The 15810-nt window shown below is 38.0% G+C and carries 16 protein-coding genes; 9 read left to right on the forward strand and 7 right to left on the reverse strand.

The genetic code is table 11. The features are described 5' to 3' along the window. Positions 1-86: 86 nt before the first annotated feature. Positions 87-1217 carry an ATP-binding protein gene (locus ACZIX2_RS00435; RefSeq protein WP_463338103.1) on the reverse strand — a complete coding sequence of 377 codons (1131 nt, stop codon included), beginning with the start codon at positions 1215-1217 and terminating at the stop codon, positions 87-89. 402 nt (positions 1218-1619) lie between these two features. Here ACZIX2_RS00435 and ACZIX2_RS00440 point away from each other — a divergent pair, with 402 nt between their 5' ends. The 5 genes from ACZIX2_RS00440 (at position 1620) to ACZIX2_RS00460 (ending at position 5959) form a co-directional block, all read left to right on the forward strand. Continuing rightward, positions 1620-3497: a peptidase U32 family protein gene (locus ACZIX2_RS00440; RefSeq protein ID WP_463338104.1), complete on the forward strand. Its 1878-nt coding sequence runs from the start codon at positions 1620-1622 to the stop codon at positions 3495-3497. A 156-nt stretch (positions 3498-3653) separates the two neighbouring features. Beyond that, positions 3654-3974, forward strand: coding sequence for a DUF6370 family protein (locus tag ACZIX2_RS00445; protein ID WP_463338534.1), 321 nt, complete (start codon positions 3654-3656; stop codon positions 3972-3974). Further along, positions 3975-4550, forward strand: coding sequence for a Crp/Fnr family transcriptional regulator (locus tag ACZIX2_RS00450; RefSeq protein ID WP_463338105.1), 576 nt, complete (start codon positions 3975-3977; stop codon positions 4548-4550). It abuts the gene before it with no gap. A gap of 125 nt (positions 4551-4675) precedes the next feature. Further along, on the forward strand, positions 4676-5392 hold the full coding sequence (locus tag ACZIX2_RS00455; RefSeq protein WP_463338106.1) for a pirin family protein: 717 nt from the start codon (positions 4676-4678) through the stop codon (positions 5390-5392). A gap of 42 nt (positions 5393-5434) precedes the next feature. Further along, the gene (locus ACZIX2_RS00460; RefSeq protein ID WP_463338107.1) at positions 5435-5959 is read left to right on the forward strand and encodes an NADPH-dependent FMN reductase; all 525 of its coding nucleotides are present in this window, start codon (positions 5435-5437) and stop codon (positions 5957-5959) included. Between the two features lie 132 nt (positions 5960-6091). On the opposite strand, the gene ACZIX2_RS00465 is transcribed toward ACZIX2_RS00460, so the two are convergent. Continuing rightward, positions 6092-6649: a hypothetical protein gene (locus ACZIX2_RS00465; protein WP_463338108.1), complete on the reverse strand. Its 558-nt coding sequence runs from the start codon at positions 6647-6649 to the stop codon at positions 6092-6094. A gap of 404 nt (positions 6650-7053) precedes the next feature. Further along, positions 7054-7605 (reverse strand): sugar O-acetyltransferase, encoded by a 552-nt coding sequence (locus ACZIX2_RS00470; protein WP_463338109.1) that lies wholly within the window; start codon positions 7603-7605, stop codon positions 7054-7056. A gap of 330 nt (positions 7606-7935) precedes the next feature. On the opposite strand from ACZIX2_RS00470, the gene fabD reads away from it, so the two are divergent. Next, positions 7936-8808, forward strand: a complete 873-nt coding sequence (gene fabD, locus ACZIX2_RS00475; RefSeq protein WP_463338110.1) for an ACP S-malonyltransferase — start codon at positions 7936-7938, stop codon at positions 8806-8808. A 141-nt stretch (positions 8809-8949) separates the two neighbouring features. Then, positions 8950-9201 carry a hypothetical protein gene (locus tag ACZIX2_RS00480; protein WP_463338111.1) on the forward strand — a complete coding sequence of 84 codons (252 nt, stop codon included), beginning with the start codon at positions 8950-8952 and terminating at the stop codon, positions 9199-9201. Positions 9202-9240: 39 nt separating this feature from the next. On the opposite strand, the gene ACZIX2_RS00485 is transcribed toward ACZIX2_RS00480, so the two are convergent. The 4 genes from ACZIX2_RS00485 to ACZIX2_RS00500 form a co-directional block, all read right to left on the reverse strand. Beyond that, entirely contained in the window at positions 9241-9558 is a 318-nt protein-coding gene (locus tag ACZIX2_RS00485; RefSeq protein ID WP_463338112.1) for a hypothetical protein, read from the reverse strand. Continuing rightward, the gene (locus tag ACZIX2_RS00490) at positions 9546-9743 is read right to left on the reverse strand and encodes a hypothetical protein (RefSeq protein ID WP_463338113.1); all 198 of its coding nucleotides are present in this window, start codon (positions 9741-9743) and stop codon (positions 9546-9548) included. Before ACZIX2_RS00490 ends, ACZIX2_RS00485 begins: the two co-directional genes overlap by 13 nt. Positions 9744-9862: 119 nt before the next feature. Beyond that, positions 9863-10876 (reverse strand): UDP-glucose 4-epimerase GalE, encoded by a 1014-nt coding sequence (gene galE / locus ACZIX2_RS00495; RefSeq protein ID WP_463338114.1) that lies wholly within the window; start codon positions 10874-10876, stop codon positions 9863-9865. 99 nt (positions 10877-10975) lie between these two features. Continuing rightward, positions 10976-12106: a DegT/DnrJ/EryC1/StrS family aminotransferase gene (locus ACZIX2_RS00500; protein WP_463338115.1), complete on the reverse strand. Its 1131-nt coding sequence runs from the start codon at positions 12104-12106 to the stop codon at positions 10976-10978. A gap of 142 nt (positions 12107-12248) precedes the next feature. Between ACZIX2_RS00500 and ACZIX2_RS00505 the strand changes: the two genes are divergently transcribed. Beyond that, the gene (locus ACZIX2_RS00505; protein ID WP_463338116.1) at positions 12249-13481 is read left to right on the forward strand and encodes a 3-deoxy-D-manno-octulosonic acid transferase; all 1233 of its coding nucleotides are present in this window, start codon (positions 12249-12251) and stop codon (positions 13479-13481) included. Positions 13482-13637: 156 nt separating this feature from the next. Further along, positions 13638-15794, forward strand: a complete 2157-nt coding sequence (locus ACZIX2_RS00510) for a S46 family peptidase (protein WP_463338117.1) — start codon at positions 13638-13640, stop codon at positions 15792-15794. Positions 15795-15810 lie beyond the last annotated feature (16 nt).

Raw genomic sequence — 15810 nt, forward strand, 5'->3', positions numbered from 1 at the left:
GATTATTTCTTGAGGCTTTTTTTTGTGACCTAAAACAATTTTGGAACCTTGACTTGCCTCAGTGAGAAAGGGACAACTTACTAAAATTACATCAAAAAATCCTCTATGGTATTTGGAGTAATCACCAAAGTGGTTTGAGGTAGATAATTATCCAAAAAGGTTTTGGAAAACTTTGCATTCGCTTTGTTTATATTCCATTTGAATTCAAAAGCCGAAAAAGCGCCATCTGTTTCTTCAACCCAATCTATTTCTTGCTGTTGGTAGGTACGCCAAAAATAATAGCGCCCGTGCCAACGTTCATAATTAAGTTTTTTTACTCGTTCAGCAACTACGAAATTTTCCCATAATGCTCCGGTGTCCTGACGAAATTCGAGTGATTTGAAATTGCCAATGATCGCATTCCGTATACCATTATCATAAAAATAAACCTTTCGTGAGGTGTTCAACTCGTTGCGTACATTTCTACTTAAGGGCTGCAATCGAAATACCACAAACGCCTTTTCCAACAAACCGATGTAATTTTCTACTGACGCCCTGTCGACACCAACCGTTCTCGAAAGTTCGTTATAATTCACCTCCGAACCCAACTGCAACGCCAAAGCCAGTAATAGTTTATCTAAAACTTCCGGTTTGCGAATACCCTGATATTGCAACAAATCTTTGTATAAATAACTCCCTGCGATTTGTTTTAAAACAGCCTCACTTTCAATAGGATGCGTAATCACCTCGGGATACATCCCGTAAATCATATAGCGTTGCAAATTCTTTTTATGGGTCAAATAGCCAAAATGATTTTGAAGCTCCAACCACGTCAAAGGAAACAAATTAAACTCCCATTTTCTTCCTGTTAAAGGCTCATTTATTTCATTGGCAATCTCTAAAGCGGAAGAACCACTTACGATCAATCGCACTCCTTTTATTTGATCGTGAATGATTTTCAAAACCATTCCTATGTTTTTTATTCGTTGTGCCTCATCAAAAAAAACAGTAGTATAATCGCCAATAATTGTCCGCAATTTGTTTTCTCCGGCATTTTCTAACCACAATCTATCTTCTGAATCGTCTCCATTGACGAAAAGATAGTTCCCTTCGGCTTCACAAAGCGACCGAATCAAAGTGGTTTTTCCTACTTGGCGAGGTCCGATCACAATCAATACCTTGCCAGAATCCCATTTTGCCAGTACATTTTCTTTGAGTGTTCTGTTTATATCCACCATATCCCTCTATATTTCAATTCATTAATTCCAAACAAAGATAGTAAAAACACCAGAATTCAACTATTTAATCTACAATTTAAATAAAAATATGAGATTATATTCTGCAATTTATATATAATTATAAGATTACGTTCTATTATTTATATATAAAAAACAGATTACACGAGTTGTTTTTTAATAGAATACAATGAAAATAATTCGGTAGAAAGCATAAAAAATTACATTAATTCAATTGCCAACGTATACTTATTTCGATTGTAATGAAGTCGACTATTACAATTTGTGAATAAGAGTAGGCGTCAATCACCAAAAAAAACCAATCTAGAATTAGAAATCTTAACTTTTTTATAAGACCTTTGCACACTTTTTTTGAGGAAATCGACAAAAGCTAAAGTTGTAATAATGAAGAAGAAGAAAATAGAAATACTAGCGCCTGCCAAAGATTTAGTTCATGGTATGGCCGCCATCAATGCTGGAGCCGATGCTCTTTACATTGGCGCACCAAAATTTGGCGCCCGATCTAACGCCACCAACCCCATCAACGATATTGCAGAATTGGTGAAATATGCCCATTTATTCAACGTGCAAGTATTCGTAGTTATCAATACCATTTTGTATGATAACGAACTAGAAGAGTGCCGTCAAATGATTTGGGAATTGTACGAAATTGGTGTAGATGCGCTAATTGTTCAGGATATGGCTGTTTTGGAAATGGAACTCCCTCCTATCGTTTTACATGCTAGTACTCAAGCCAACAACCGTGATCCTCATAAAATCAAATTTTTGAAAGAGGCTGGAATGAAACGCGTGGTTTTGGCCCGGGAATTGAATTTACACCAAATCAAAGAAATTGCCGATACCGCCGATGTTGAGTTAGAATTCTTTGTAACGGGTGCGCTTTGTGTATCATTTAGCGGTAATTGTTATATGAGTGTGGCCAATGGAGAGCGCTCTGCCAATCGTGGTTCGTGTGCCCAAAACTGTCGTTTGCCTTACAACTTAATTGATGGTAACGGTGAAACCTTAATCAAAAACAGTCACTTACTTTCGATCAAAGATTTTGACGTTTCCGACCAAATTCCAAATTTAGTTGAAGCAGGAATTTGCTCATTCAAAATCGAAGGCCGTTTGAAAGACATTGTTTATGTAAAAAACAACGTGTCGTATTTACGTCAAAAATTAGACGCTTTCTTAGAAGGAGACGGCTATGACAACTACACCAAAGCTTCTTCTGGAACGTGTACCTATACTTTCGACTCAGCTCTAGACAAAACCTTCAATCGCGGATATACAGATTATTTTGTCAACGAAAGACATCAATCCATTGGTTCTTGGGAAAGTCCAAAATCAAAAGGACAATACATTGGTAAACTCGTTAAAACTATTGGGAAAGCTTACGAAATCGAAAACGGTGAATTCCTAAACAATGGTGACGGCCTTTGTTTCATCAACGAAAACAACGAAGCAGAAGGACTTTACATCAACAAAGTAGAAAACGGTTTGGCGTATCCTAATGTTTTGAAAGACATCAAACCTGGAACTTTCATTTATCGCAACAACGATGCCGCTTTCATCAAATTGGTAGCTCGAGAAGATAGCGCCGTGCGAAAAATTAGCACTAGTTTATTACTCACCGAAAACGAAGAAGGTTTCGAACTAATTGCAACCGATGAAGATGGCAATGTTAGTACCGTTACTTTAGTTCATGCCAAAGAACGCACCAAAAACAATGAATCCTTAGCAGAAAATTTCAAAGCCAATTTGGCCAAAACAGGATTCACACCATATAAAGCTGATGAAATCAACGTGATTTTTTCAGACAATTGGTTCCTTCCGATTTCCAAAATCAACGAAATGCGAAGAACCGTTCTAGAACAATTGTCAGAAATACGATTGAAAAATTACCATCGCGAAGAGCAACAATTGGTAAAAACAGAGCATCCTTTTCCTGAAACCAAATTGGATTTTACCTATAATGTTTCGAACAAATTGGCACGTAAATTCTACGAACGTCACGGCGTTACCGAAATAGAAAAAGCCTTTGAATTGCAATGGGACCCTGGAAAATCACGTGTAATGACCACGAAATATTGCATCAAATATGAGTTGGAACGCTGTCCAAAATACCACCGCGAAAACATGGACAAAAAGGTAAAAGAACCTTTGGTATTAAAACAAGGCGAATTGGAATACAAACTCAAATTCAATTGCAAACCCTGCGAAATGGAAATTTGGGAAAAAGATGCCGAATTTGAAATCGAAGAAGATCATTTTCATTAGAATTTAACCGTTAAGTGCGCAAAAGATTATATAAGGTTCGCAAAGAGTTTATCATACAAACTTTGCGAACCTTTTTTATTACTTCAAATTTAACTTGCGAACTTTGCCGTTAAATACCTATTTTTGAAAAAAACTAACACTATTTTTATAGCACTTATGAAAAAATTAATTACTCTTTTTGTGGCATTATTCAGTTTTGTGGTTTCCGCTCAAGAAAAAAAAGAAACTCCTAAGAAACAAATTGTAGAGGCTTCTTGCGGGCAATGCCAATTTGGTATGGAAGGAAAGGAATGTGATTTAGCCGTTAGAATTGAAGGCAAAACGTATTTTGTAGACGGTACTCACATCGACCAACATGGAGATGCGCACGCGGAAGATGGCTTTTGTGCTAAAGTAAGAAAAGCCGAAGTGGTTGGTGAAGTTGTTGACAATCGCTTTAAGGTTACGTATTTCAAATTGTTGCCCGAAACAAAATAAATGGGCTTAATCCTCCAAAATATTGCCAAACACGTGGCCTTAACCCCCGAGGAAGAGGCCTTATTTTTGTCTAAAACAACGACACAAAAGCACAAAGCCAAATCGGTTTTACTCCATGCTGGCAAAGTAGCAGATTGCACGTATTTTGTGAATTCAGGGATTTTGAGAAGCTTCACTATCAACGACAACATTATCGAACACGTATTGCATTTTGCCTGCGAAGGCTGGTGGATGGCCGACATGTACAGTTATATTTCTGGAAAACCCGGCCACCTTTTTATTGAAGTACTTGAAGACGCCGAAGTTGTCATTCTGACCAAAGAAAACCATCAAGAACTCTACAAAGCCCTACCCAAACTAGAACGCTTTTTCAGAATACTCGCCGAGAATTCCTTAGTGACCCACCAAGAACGCTTGATGGATAATTTGAGCTTGACCGCCGAAGAACGCTACGAAAAATTCTGCAAAAAATACCCCACTCTAATTCACAAACTCCCTCAAAAACACATCGCCTCCTATATTGGCGTTACGCCTGAATTCTTTAGTAAAATGAAGAGTAGGTTATTGAAGAAGTAAATAGCAGCCCATAATCTAGTGAACAGTCCCGAGCACTAAGTACTTTTTTCTTAATCTAGGTTAAGTAACTTTTCCTCACAACGAGTATACCTTTGTATTGTAGTAATCACTAAATTTATACGAAGATGAAAAAATCAGTTGTACATACCGCAGATTCAAGAGGACACGCTAACCACGGATGGCTGAATGCTTATCACAGTTTTAGCTTTGCTAGTTGGTACAACCCCGACAGAATTCAGTTTGGAATGCTTCGCGTTTTGAACGATGATACTGTTGCGGCAGGAATGGGTTTTGGTACACATCCACACGATAATATGGAAATCATCACCATTCCGCTAGAAGGCGATTTGGCGCACAAAGACAGTATGGGCAATGCCGCAACAATCAAAACGGGCGATGTACAAGTAATGAGTGCGGGAACGGGTATTCAGCACAGTGAATTCAACCCGAATGCAGACCAACAAACCAAATTATTCCAAATTTGGTTGTTCCCAAAATACCGCAATGTAGCACCTCGTTACCAACAAATCACTTTGGACGTTACCGAGCAAAAAAATGATTTTGCACAAATTCTATCACCAAATCCTGACGATGCGGGGGTGTGGATTCATCAAGATGCTTGGTTTTATTTGTCTGATTTTGATGCCGATTTTTCTAAAAAATTAGCCTTACAAAAAGAAGGTAACGGTTTTTACATTATGACTATTGAGGGCGAAATAGAAGTCAACGGAGAACAACTAAGCAAAAGAGATGCCCTTGGAATTTGGGATACTCCAGAAATTGACATCAAAGCCACAACAGCTGCTAAATTTTTGGTGATGGAAATCCCGATGGAACAATAAAAAAAGTAATTAGTGATAAGTAAATAGTAATCAGTAAAAAAAATGAAAAAAATACTAGCCTTTGGCGCATCCACTAGCACAACATCAATCAACAAACAATTGGCAACCTATGCCGCACATCAATTCGCCAACGCAACTGTTGAAGTTTTGGATTTGAACGACTACGAAATGCCTATTTTCTCAATAGACAAAGAAACCAACAATGGAATTCCACCATTAGCGCACGATTTTTTTGCCAAACTGGGCAGCGCAGACCTTATTGTCATTTCGTTTGCGGAACACAATGGCGCCTATTCAACTGCTTTCAAAAATATTTTGGATTGGACTTCTCGCATCAATGGTAAAAACTTTCAAGAAAAACCAACGCTTTTACTCGCTACTTCACCCGGACCACGAGGAGGTGCTTCGGTTTTGGAAATGGCCAAAAACAGATTCCCTTTCCAAGGAGCCGATGTTAAAGGTGCTTTTTCGTTACCGAGTTTTGCCACCAATTTTGATACAGAAAAAGGAATCACCAACGAAGAGCTGAAAGCACAATTGTTAGAAATTATTGCTTCAATAGAGTGAGAAGTGAAAAGTAATTAGTAAAAAGTGATTCGTGATTTTATTTCGTAATCACTTTTTGTATTTAAGACCACTATGAATTAAGATCACAAATTCACATTCAGAATTCACAATTCATAACTCATAACTTATAATTCACAACACCTTCTCCATCGCTTCTATAGCTTTATAAAAATCAATGGGTTTTACTTCTTCAAAAAAGTCTATTTCGTGGGTATGGGGCAAGAAATCTGAAATAATACGTACAATAAAATCTTGTGGTTGTTTTAAATACATAAAGGTATAATCTTCCATATTCACCACGGTGCGTTCGGCCAAATTAGTCGTTTTCACAAATTTGTCCGAAGTTAACGAAGACAAACAAAGCAAGTTGGTTTTGGGTTCCGATAAAATAGGTTTGCCGTTTTCGAACAATTGTCCTTCGTAACCATAAAGCGAAGCATTGGTGATTTCTATTGGCATTCCTAATTGTAATTCGGAAGGAAGGTTTTCGGGTTTTCCTACGATGGCAGCAAAGCCAATTAACACACACAAATCGTGCGGAGGCAAATGCATCATGGCTTTGGCGGTGGTTTCTCTTCCCACTCCAGAGATAACGATTTGGTAGTCATTTTGTAAAGATGGAAAGCGTTGCAAGGCATTTTGCACTTTCTCGGCTTCGATTTCCATTGGGGTAAGTAGGATAACTTTCATATGCAGTTATTTATTGACTTTTATAGGTCATATGTAATTCGCATATCTTCATTGGTATTTGCGTCCAATTTAAGATAATATGACTGTCCGCTATGTGTGCCAGCAATGGAACGCGGATGACACGGATGGTACGGAATTTCGCTGATTTATATATAAAAATCCGTTTAAATCTGCGTCATCTGCGTGTTATTTTTATTATTGGTACAAGTAACGGATTGTCAAATAAGATAATGCTCATTTCATAGATTAAATTTATTTTAGGGATGTTGGCCAATCAAGCCCTTTCTTGCCTTCTAGCCCCGGGAGGAGCAGCATCCTTTGTGGCCGGGGTTCGGCAGCAAAGATACAGCGGATGACGGGACTTTGCCTATAAAAATGCCCTTTCTTTCTGCTCCTAAAAAGGATTACTGCAACTTTCGAATGACCCGCGCAGGATTGCCTACAGCCAGCGAATGTGCCGGAATATTCTTGGTCACCACCGAGGCTGCGCCAATCGTGCAACCGTCGCCAATGGTCACTCCTGGGCAAATCACGGTATTGCCGCCTATCCAGCAATCGTCGCCTATTGTGACGGGTTTAGATACCTCGAAAGTGCGTCGCTCCACAATATTTAAGGGATGCGAGGCGGTGTAAATATGCACGCCTGGTCCAAAAAACACGTTGTTACCAATGGTGATTTTCATGGTATCGAGCACCACACAATTGAGGTTGAAATACACATTTTCGCCCGTGTGAATGTTGTACCCATAGTCGCAACGAAAGGGCGGTTCTATGTACAAACGCTTGTGCGCATTGGGCAGCAATTGCTTGAACAACCCGCGTGTTTTGCCGTTTACAATATACTCGGCATTGATTTGTTGGAGCATCTTTTTGGCCCACAATCGCTCTTGCACCAACTGTTTGTCGTTGCTGAGATAGGATTCGCCAGCGAGCATTTTTTCTTTTTCAGAAGTCATACCTTTGAAGTTATTGAATTTTAAAATTAAAATGATTTGGGCGTGCCCCGAAGTCTCGTTTTTTTCAACGAGACTTCGGGTCGCGCTGTACGTTCCCGCTTTTTTCCCTTCAATTGCCTATGGTTAAACCATAGACAATTGAAGGAAAAAAGAGCTCCACTGCCATCGCTCACGCAAAAAACGTCCTCGTAAAGATAAACAATCCATCATTTCACTACAGGTTCAGTAAAGAAATTCAACTTCAAAAGAGCATTTTGCCAAAAAACACTATTTTTGTTGCCCAATTGGTTTACGAAACGACCAATTTTTTAAACATTTAAACTAAAAAAAATGAAAGCATACGTTTTTCCAGGTCAAGGCGCACAGTTCACAGGAATGGGCAAAGACTTATATGAGAACTCTCCATTAGCCAAAGAATTATTCGAAAAAGCCAACGAAATTTTAGGTTTCCGCATCACCGATATTATGTTTGAAGGCACAGCAGAACAACTAAAAGAAACCAAAGTAACACAACCTGCGGTGTTTTTGCACTCGGTTATTTTGGCTAAAACTTTAGAAAATTTCCAACCTGAAATGGTGGCTGGACACTCTTTGGGTGAATTCTCTGCCTTGGTGGCTAATGGTGCATTATCTTTTGAAGACGGATTGAAATTAGTTTCTCAAAGAGCTTTGGCAATGCAAAAAGCCTGCGAAATCACTCCTTCTACGATGGCAGCCGTTTTGAACCTAGACGACAAAATAGTAGAAGACATTTGCGCTTCTATTGATGGTGTTGTGGTTGCGGCAAACTATAACTGTCCTGGTCAATTGGTGATTTCTGGGGAATACAAAGCCGTAGAATTGGCTTGCGAAAAAATGAAAGAGGCAGGTGCCAAAAGAGCCTTGATTTTACCTGTTGGTGGTGCGTTTCACTCTCCAATGATGGAACCAGCTAGAGAAGAATTAGCCGCAGCTATCGAAGCGACTACTTTTGCTACTCCAATTTGTCCTGTGTACCAAAACGTAACAGCAAGTGCGGTTTCTGACCCTAACGAAATCAAGAAAAACTTAATCATTCAGTTGACTGCTCCAGTAAAATGGACACAATCCGTACAACAAATGATTGCTGATGGAGCAACACTTTTTACCGAAGTAGGTCCTGGAAAAGTATTGACCGGACTGATTGGAAAAATCAATAAAGAAGCCGCTACGGCAAATGCTTAAAAATGATACAAAATGGTCATTCTGTTTGCAGAATTAATGACCCAAACTTTTAAAAAGAAGAATCCTCATGAAATTTTATTTGTGAGGATTTTTTATTTACCTTTATTCAATGTTTAACACAAACCTTAAAACCCATTGATTATGAGAAAACTAATTTTAGGATTGGCATTTATAGCCTTGGTAACGGTATCTTGTAAAGAAGAAACCAAAGAAAAAATGGACGAAGCTAAAGAAGCAGTAACAACTGAAGTGGAAGCAAAGATTGACACTGCAAAAGCAAAAGTTGATAAAGCTGTAGATTCTTTGGAAGCCAAAACAGATAAAGCACTTGAAAAAGGCGCTGAAAAACTAGACAAAGCGGCCGACAAATTAAAAGAAGCCGCTAAAAAGTAATAAAAAAGCCGAATCTCAAAGATTCGGCTTTACTTTTATTTACAACTCGGTTGCTTCTTCGCAATGATTATTACTTATTCCTGTAATCAAAATAGCGGATGCTTTCTTTTCGAAAAAAATATACCAAGTAGTTCTTTTATTCGATTTGTAAAAAATATAATAGGTACCTAAATGAGAAAGTGCTAAAGGTGTTTTTTTATGCGGAAAACTAGCTATTTCTGAAACTATAAAGTCAACAATTTTATTTACATAAACTTGCGCATTCTCACTATAGCTAAAATATTCTTCTTCAAAAAGCACATATACTAATTGATCCAAATAATTCGAAACCTTATCCGCAAAAATTATTTTTTCCAAGGATAGGCTTTTATTCTTTTGAGCATCTCGGCTTTGAACTCTTCTGGAGTCAATCCATTAGCGAACTCGGTATCGAAATCAAATGTTGCTCGATCTATTCCTTTCGGCTTCACCTGCGAAGATTCATAAACCACAGCTGGTTCTTCTACTTTGGGCAATTTTGAGGATATTTTTTTAGCGCTCATTCCTTTATATTTTTACCTAACGAATTTACAAATAGTTCTTTAAAGAAAAAAACACCAAATTATCAATCGATACTTTGGTGCTTCTTACTGATTACTTTTTACTGATCACTGGATACTATCTATGATCGTATTTTTTGTTCCCATTTCCAGGCACTTGCCATTGCTTCATCGAGTGTTGACTCGGCTTTCCATCCCAAAACCGTATTGGCTTTGTGTGTATTGGCATAAGCTTCAGTAATATCTCCTTCTCTTCGAGGCATAATTTTATAGGGCAATTTTTGGCCACTTACTCGCTCATAACTCTGAATCACTTCGAGCACCGAACTTCCTGTGCCTGTTCCAAGATTAAAAGTTTCTACTTTGTCTGTATTTTTCTTTTCTAACAAACGTTCTAGCGCAACAACGTGGGCTTTGGCCAAATCCACTACGTGAATATAATCGCGAACCGCTGTACCATCAGGCGTTGGATAATCGTCTCCAAAAACCGATAATTCTTGGCGCAATCCAATACCCGTTTGTGTGATAAAAGGCACTAAATTTTGTGGCACACCAATAGGCAATTCTCCAATTGAAGCACTTGGATGTGCCCCAATAGGATTGAAATAGCGCAATAAAATCGCATTGATAGACGACGCTTTTGCAGTATCTCTGATGATTTCTTCTCCAATTTTTTTGGTATTCCCGTAAGGTGACATCGGTTGTTGTACAGGAGCATCTTCGGTAATAGGCATTTTTTCGGCCTGACCATAAACGGTACAAGAGGAACTAAATATAAAAGAAGCTGCCTCTTTTTGCTGCAATTCTTGCAAAAGATACACTAAGGCTGCAATGTTGTTTTCGTAATACAATAACGGATTCTCAACACTTTCTCCTACCGCTTTGGAAGCGGCAAAATGAATGACTCCAGCAATATCTGAATATTCTTTAAAGAAGGCCTGCACGGATGTTTTGTCGCGCATGTCAATATTTTTGTAATGCGGTGCAATTCCCGAAATACTTTCTATCCTTTTTAGAACGTCGATAGATGAATTGTATAGATTGTCGATTATGACTACTTCAAATCCTTTGTTTTGCAATTCTACTACGGTGTGAGAACCGATGAAGCCTAAGCCTCCTGTAACTAATATTTTCATTAATGATTGGTTATGGTTAGCCCTGATGGAAGCGGCATCCTTGCTTGGCGGGGTTCGCCAAGCAAGATACAGCGTACAGCAGGAAATAGCTCCTAAAAATTATTTTAAAAATTCTAAAACGCTGTCTGTAATAAATTTAATTTGCTCGTCATCAAGCTCAGTATGCATGGGTAAAGACAACACTTCTTGCACCAACTGATTCGTAACGGGGAAATCTTCTTCTTTGTAACGTGTATCCAAATAGGCTTTTTGTGCGTGCAAAGGAATTGGATAATAAATCGCACATGGAATGCCTTTATCTAACAAATACTGCATCAATCCATTGCGATCTGCGTTGATGATTCGTAAGGTATATTGATGAAAAACATGGCAATCGCAGCTATCGCAAATACTTGGCGCAATGATATTAGCGTGATCTTGAAAAGCCAAGGTATATTTGCGAGCGGCATCTTGACGCGCTTTATTGTATTGATCTAACAACGGTAATTTGGCATTCAAAACTGCTGCTTGAATACTATCCAAACGCGAATTTACCCCCACTACATCGTGATGGTATCTTTCGTACATTCCGTGGTTTACGATTCCGCGAAGGGTGTGTGCTAAAGCATCGTCGTTCGTAAAAATAGCGCCACCATCACCATAACAACCTAAGTTCTTAGAAGGAAAAAAGGAAGTCGCTCCTACATGACCGATAGTCCCAGCTTTCTTTTTGGTACCATCTGAAAATTTGCAATTGGCACCAATAGCTTGTGCATTATCTTCGATTACATATAAGTTATGCTCATTAGCCAAAGCCATAATCGCTTCCATATTGGCCGCACGACCAAACAAGTGTACGGGTACAATCGCTTTGGTTTTTGGAGTAATGGCTTTTTTGATTGCTTCTAGAGAAATGTTCATGTTATGCATATCAACATCTACCAAAACTGGGGTAAGTTGTAATAATGCAATCACTTCTACCGTCGCTGCAAACGTAAAATCGGCAGTGATTACTTCGTCTCCAGGCTGTAATCCCAATCCCATCATAGCAATTTGCAACGCATCGGTACCATTGGCACACGGAATGACATGTTTTACACCCAAATACGTTTCTAATTCTTTTTGAAAAGTATGCACTTCTGGCCCGTTGATGTAAGTATTCGTATCTAAAACGTTTTGAATTGAGCTATTTACAACGTCTTTTATTTTATCATATTGACTTTTTAAGTCAACCATTTGGATTTTTTTCATTGAAAAATAATTTAAAGTTTGAAAACAAAACAGGATTCCCCTACTCCATTTTCTCAAAAAAGTGCAACAAAAATAGTCATTTAATGCCTTTGCACAACGAAAAAACCGCAAAGAAACTGTATTTTAGCCAAAATTTAACCCTATGTTTTTTTTATACAATTGCCTTGTTCTTATCGCGGGAGTACTCTTAAAAATCTTAGCTCTTTTTAGTTCAAAAATGGCTCTTTTTGTAAAGGGTCGCAAGGATATTTTTAAGACTTTAGCAGAAAAAATTCAACCCAACGACAAATCCATCTGGTTTCACGCCGCATCCTTAGGCGAATACGAACAAGGGCTTCCTGTCATTGAAAAAATAAAAGAAAAATTCCCTTCCCATAAAATTATAGTCACTTTTTTTTCTCCTTCAGGTTACGAGGTGCGAAAGAACAATACTGTGGCTGATTGCACGGTTTATTTGCCATTGGATACTCAAAAAAATGCTAAACAATTCATTGAGTTAACCCATCCCGAACTGGTTTTCTTCATAAAATACGAGTATTGGCCGAATTACTTGAACGAACTCAAAAAACGACACATCAAAACCTATTTGATTTCTGGAATTTTGAGAGAAAATCAAGCCTTTTTTAAATGGTACGGCGGTTTTTACAGAAAAGCGCTAAACGCTTTTGATTTCTTTTTTGTGCAAAACGAATCCTCCAAACAACTCCTACAAAGCCTTGGTCACCAAAACGTTTTGGTATCTGGAGACACGCGTTTTGATCGGGTAAGCACCATTTTAGAGAAAGACAACACCCTAGATTTTATAGCCGAATTCAAGAATAACAAAACCACAGTTGTAGTAGGGAGTTCTTGGCCAAAAGACGAAGAAATTATCGCCCAATACATTAACGAATACAGCAATGAAAACGTAAAATTCATCATTGCTCCACATAACATCAAAGCAGAACAAATAGCAAAACTAAGAGAACAAATTACAAAACCAACGGTCTTATTTTCCGAAAAAGAAAATCAATCCTTATCCAACCAACACGTTTTTCTTATTGACACCATTGGGATTTTAACCAAAATCTACAGTTATGCCGACGTAGCTTATGTAGGTGGTGGTTTTGGAAATCCTGGAGTTCATAACATTTTAGAACCCGCTACGTTTGGAATTCCCATCGTTATTGGACCTAATTATTCTCATTTTGCCGAAGCTATTGCCTTAGTTAACGCACAAGGTTGCATTTCCATCAAAAACGCACACGAACTCGCCGAAATATTTAACAAATTGTTAAAAGACAATATGATTCGCAAGGAAAAAGGCGAAATTTGTAGTTCTTTTGTCAAAGACCACAAAGGAGCCACTCAAACAATTATAAACCATATTACATAATGTCCATTTCAACAACTAGAAAATGGCTATACCCCATTTTTAAAGAACCTATAGATTAATTTTTTTAACCTTATTGCCCCAACATCCATTGGTATTCCCATTTTAAGAATCGACTCAATAAAATCATATTTCAAAAACTCAATTCAAATCCTTACTATGAAATTTTTAAAACTATTATTAGTCCTTTTTGTTGTTCAAACCTATGCCCAACAAGGGGGCATGTGGATTCCTTCCTTACTAGAAGGTATGAACGAAAAAGAAATGAAAAGCTTAGGCATGAAAATGTCGGCCAAAGATATTTATGACACCAACAAATCAAGTTTAAAAGATGCCGTACCTCAGTTTAATGGTGGATGTACCTCGGAAGTAATTTCTCCTAAAGGTCTTTTATTGACCAATCATCATTGTGGTTATGGTCAAATTCAATCGCACTCTAGCACAGAACACGATTATCTAGCCAATGGTTTCTGGGCCTATAAAATGGAAGACGAATTACCCAATAAAGATTTGGTAGTTACTTTTATTGTGCGAATTGAAGATGTTACCACTAAAGTATTAGAAGGAGTTGCCGCCTTGGCAAACGAAGCCGACAAACAAAAGAAAATACAAGACAACATTACCCAACTAAGCAACACGCTCCCAAAAGAAACTTGGCAAGAAAACAAAATACGTACGTTTTATGAAGGCAATCAATATTTACTTTTTGTAACCGAAACCTTCAAGGATGTTCGATTAGTAGGAGCACCGCCTTCTTCTATTGGAAAATTTGGGTCGGATACCGACAATTGGGTTTGGCCACGACACACAGGTGACTTTTCACTTTTTAGAATTTATGCCGATAAAAACAATCGCCCCGCCCCCTATTCCAAAGACAATGTTCCTTACACTCCAAAACACTTTTTACCCGTTTCTTTAGACGGTATTGCCGAAGATGATTTTACATTGGTATTTGGATATCCCGGAAAAACCAATGAATACCTACCTTCAGTAGCCATCAACCAAATTGCAAATGAACTGAATCCCGCTAAAATTGAAATCAGAGAACAAGCCTTAAAAGTAGCCGATGGTTTTATGCGCAAGGACAATGCAATTAAAATTCAATACGCTTCAAAATACGCTGGTACGGCAAATTATTGGAAAAAATGGAAAGGAGAAACCCTTGGTATCAACAAATCAGATGCTGTTGCCGTGAAGAAAGAAGCCGAAAAAAAATTTCAGGAAAATGTCATCAAAGCCAACAAAACAAAAGAATACGGAAATCTATTGAGTGATTTTGAAAAAAACTACACAGCAATAGCTCCTTATGCATTGGCACGAGAGTACTTTAACGAAACCGTACTTAGAAACACTGAATTATTGACAGTAGCCTTCAAATTCTACCAATTAGAACAAATACTTAATACTAAAGGTGAACAAGCCTTCACAGACAGAAAAAACAATCTATACAATGGTTTAGGCGATTTCTACAAAGATTTCAGCCCTCTTGTGGATGAAAAGGTTTTTGAGCAACTCATATCACTATACACTACAAAATCGCCCAAACAATTTTTACCTCAAGAGTTACATCAAATTGATGCCAATCAACTATCAAAAAACATCTATTCTAAATCCAAACTCACTTCTTTTGCTGGCGCCAAAGAATTACTAACGGGTGACACCAAAACTATTTTAAGCAACCTCAACCAAGACCCTGCTTTTAATTTGGTAAAAATCATGGCCAACTCCTATTTCAATAATGTTGCTCCAACATACGACAATTTGAACTTAAAAATAACGGCCTTACAACGTGACTATATGAAAGCACAATTGGAATTAGGCAAAAACGCAAGACTTTTTCCTGATGCCAATAGCACCCTAAGAGTAACTTACGGAAAAGTAAAAGGATATGAACCAAGAGATGGAGTATATTATAATCCCGTAACCTATTTAGAAGGGGTTATGGAAAAATACATTCCCGGAGATTACGAATTTGACGTTTCTCCAAAACTTATTGAACTCTTCAAGAACAAACAATATGGCAATTATGCCGAAAACGGAAAACTACCCGTTTGCTTTATTGGCACCAATCATACTACAGGAGGCAACTCAGGAAGCCCAGCACTTGATGCCAAAGGTAACCTTATTGGATTGAACTTTGACCGTGTTTGGGAAGGCACCATGAGCGACATTTATTACGACCCTAGCATATGTAGAAACATCATGGTAGACATACGTTACGTTCTATTTATTATAGACCAATATGCTGGTGCCAAAAACTTAATTGAAGAACTTCAATTGGTGCACCCAAAAAGAAACAAAAAAAACAAACCATAACCTTTAAAATTAATGG

Source organism: Flavobacterium riviphilum, assembly GCF_055231795.1.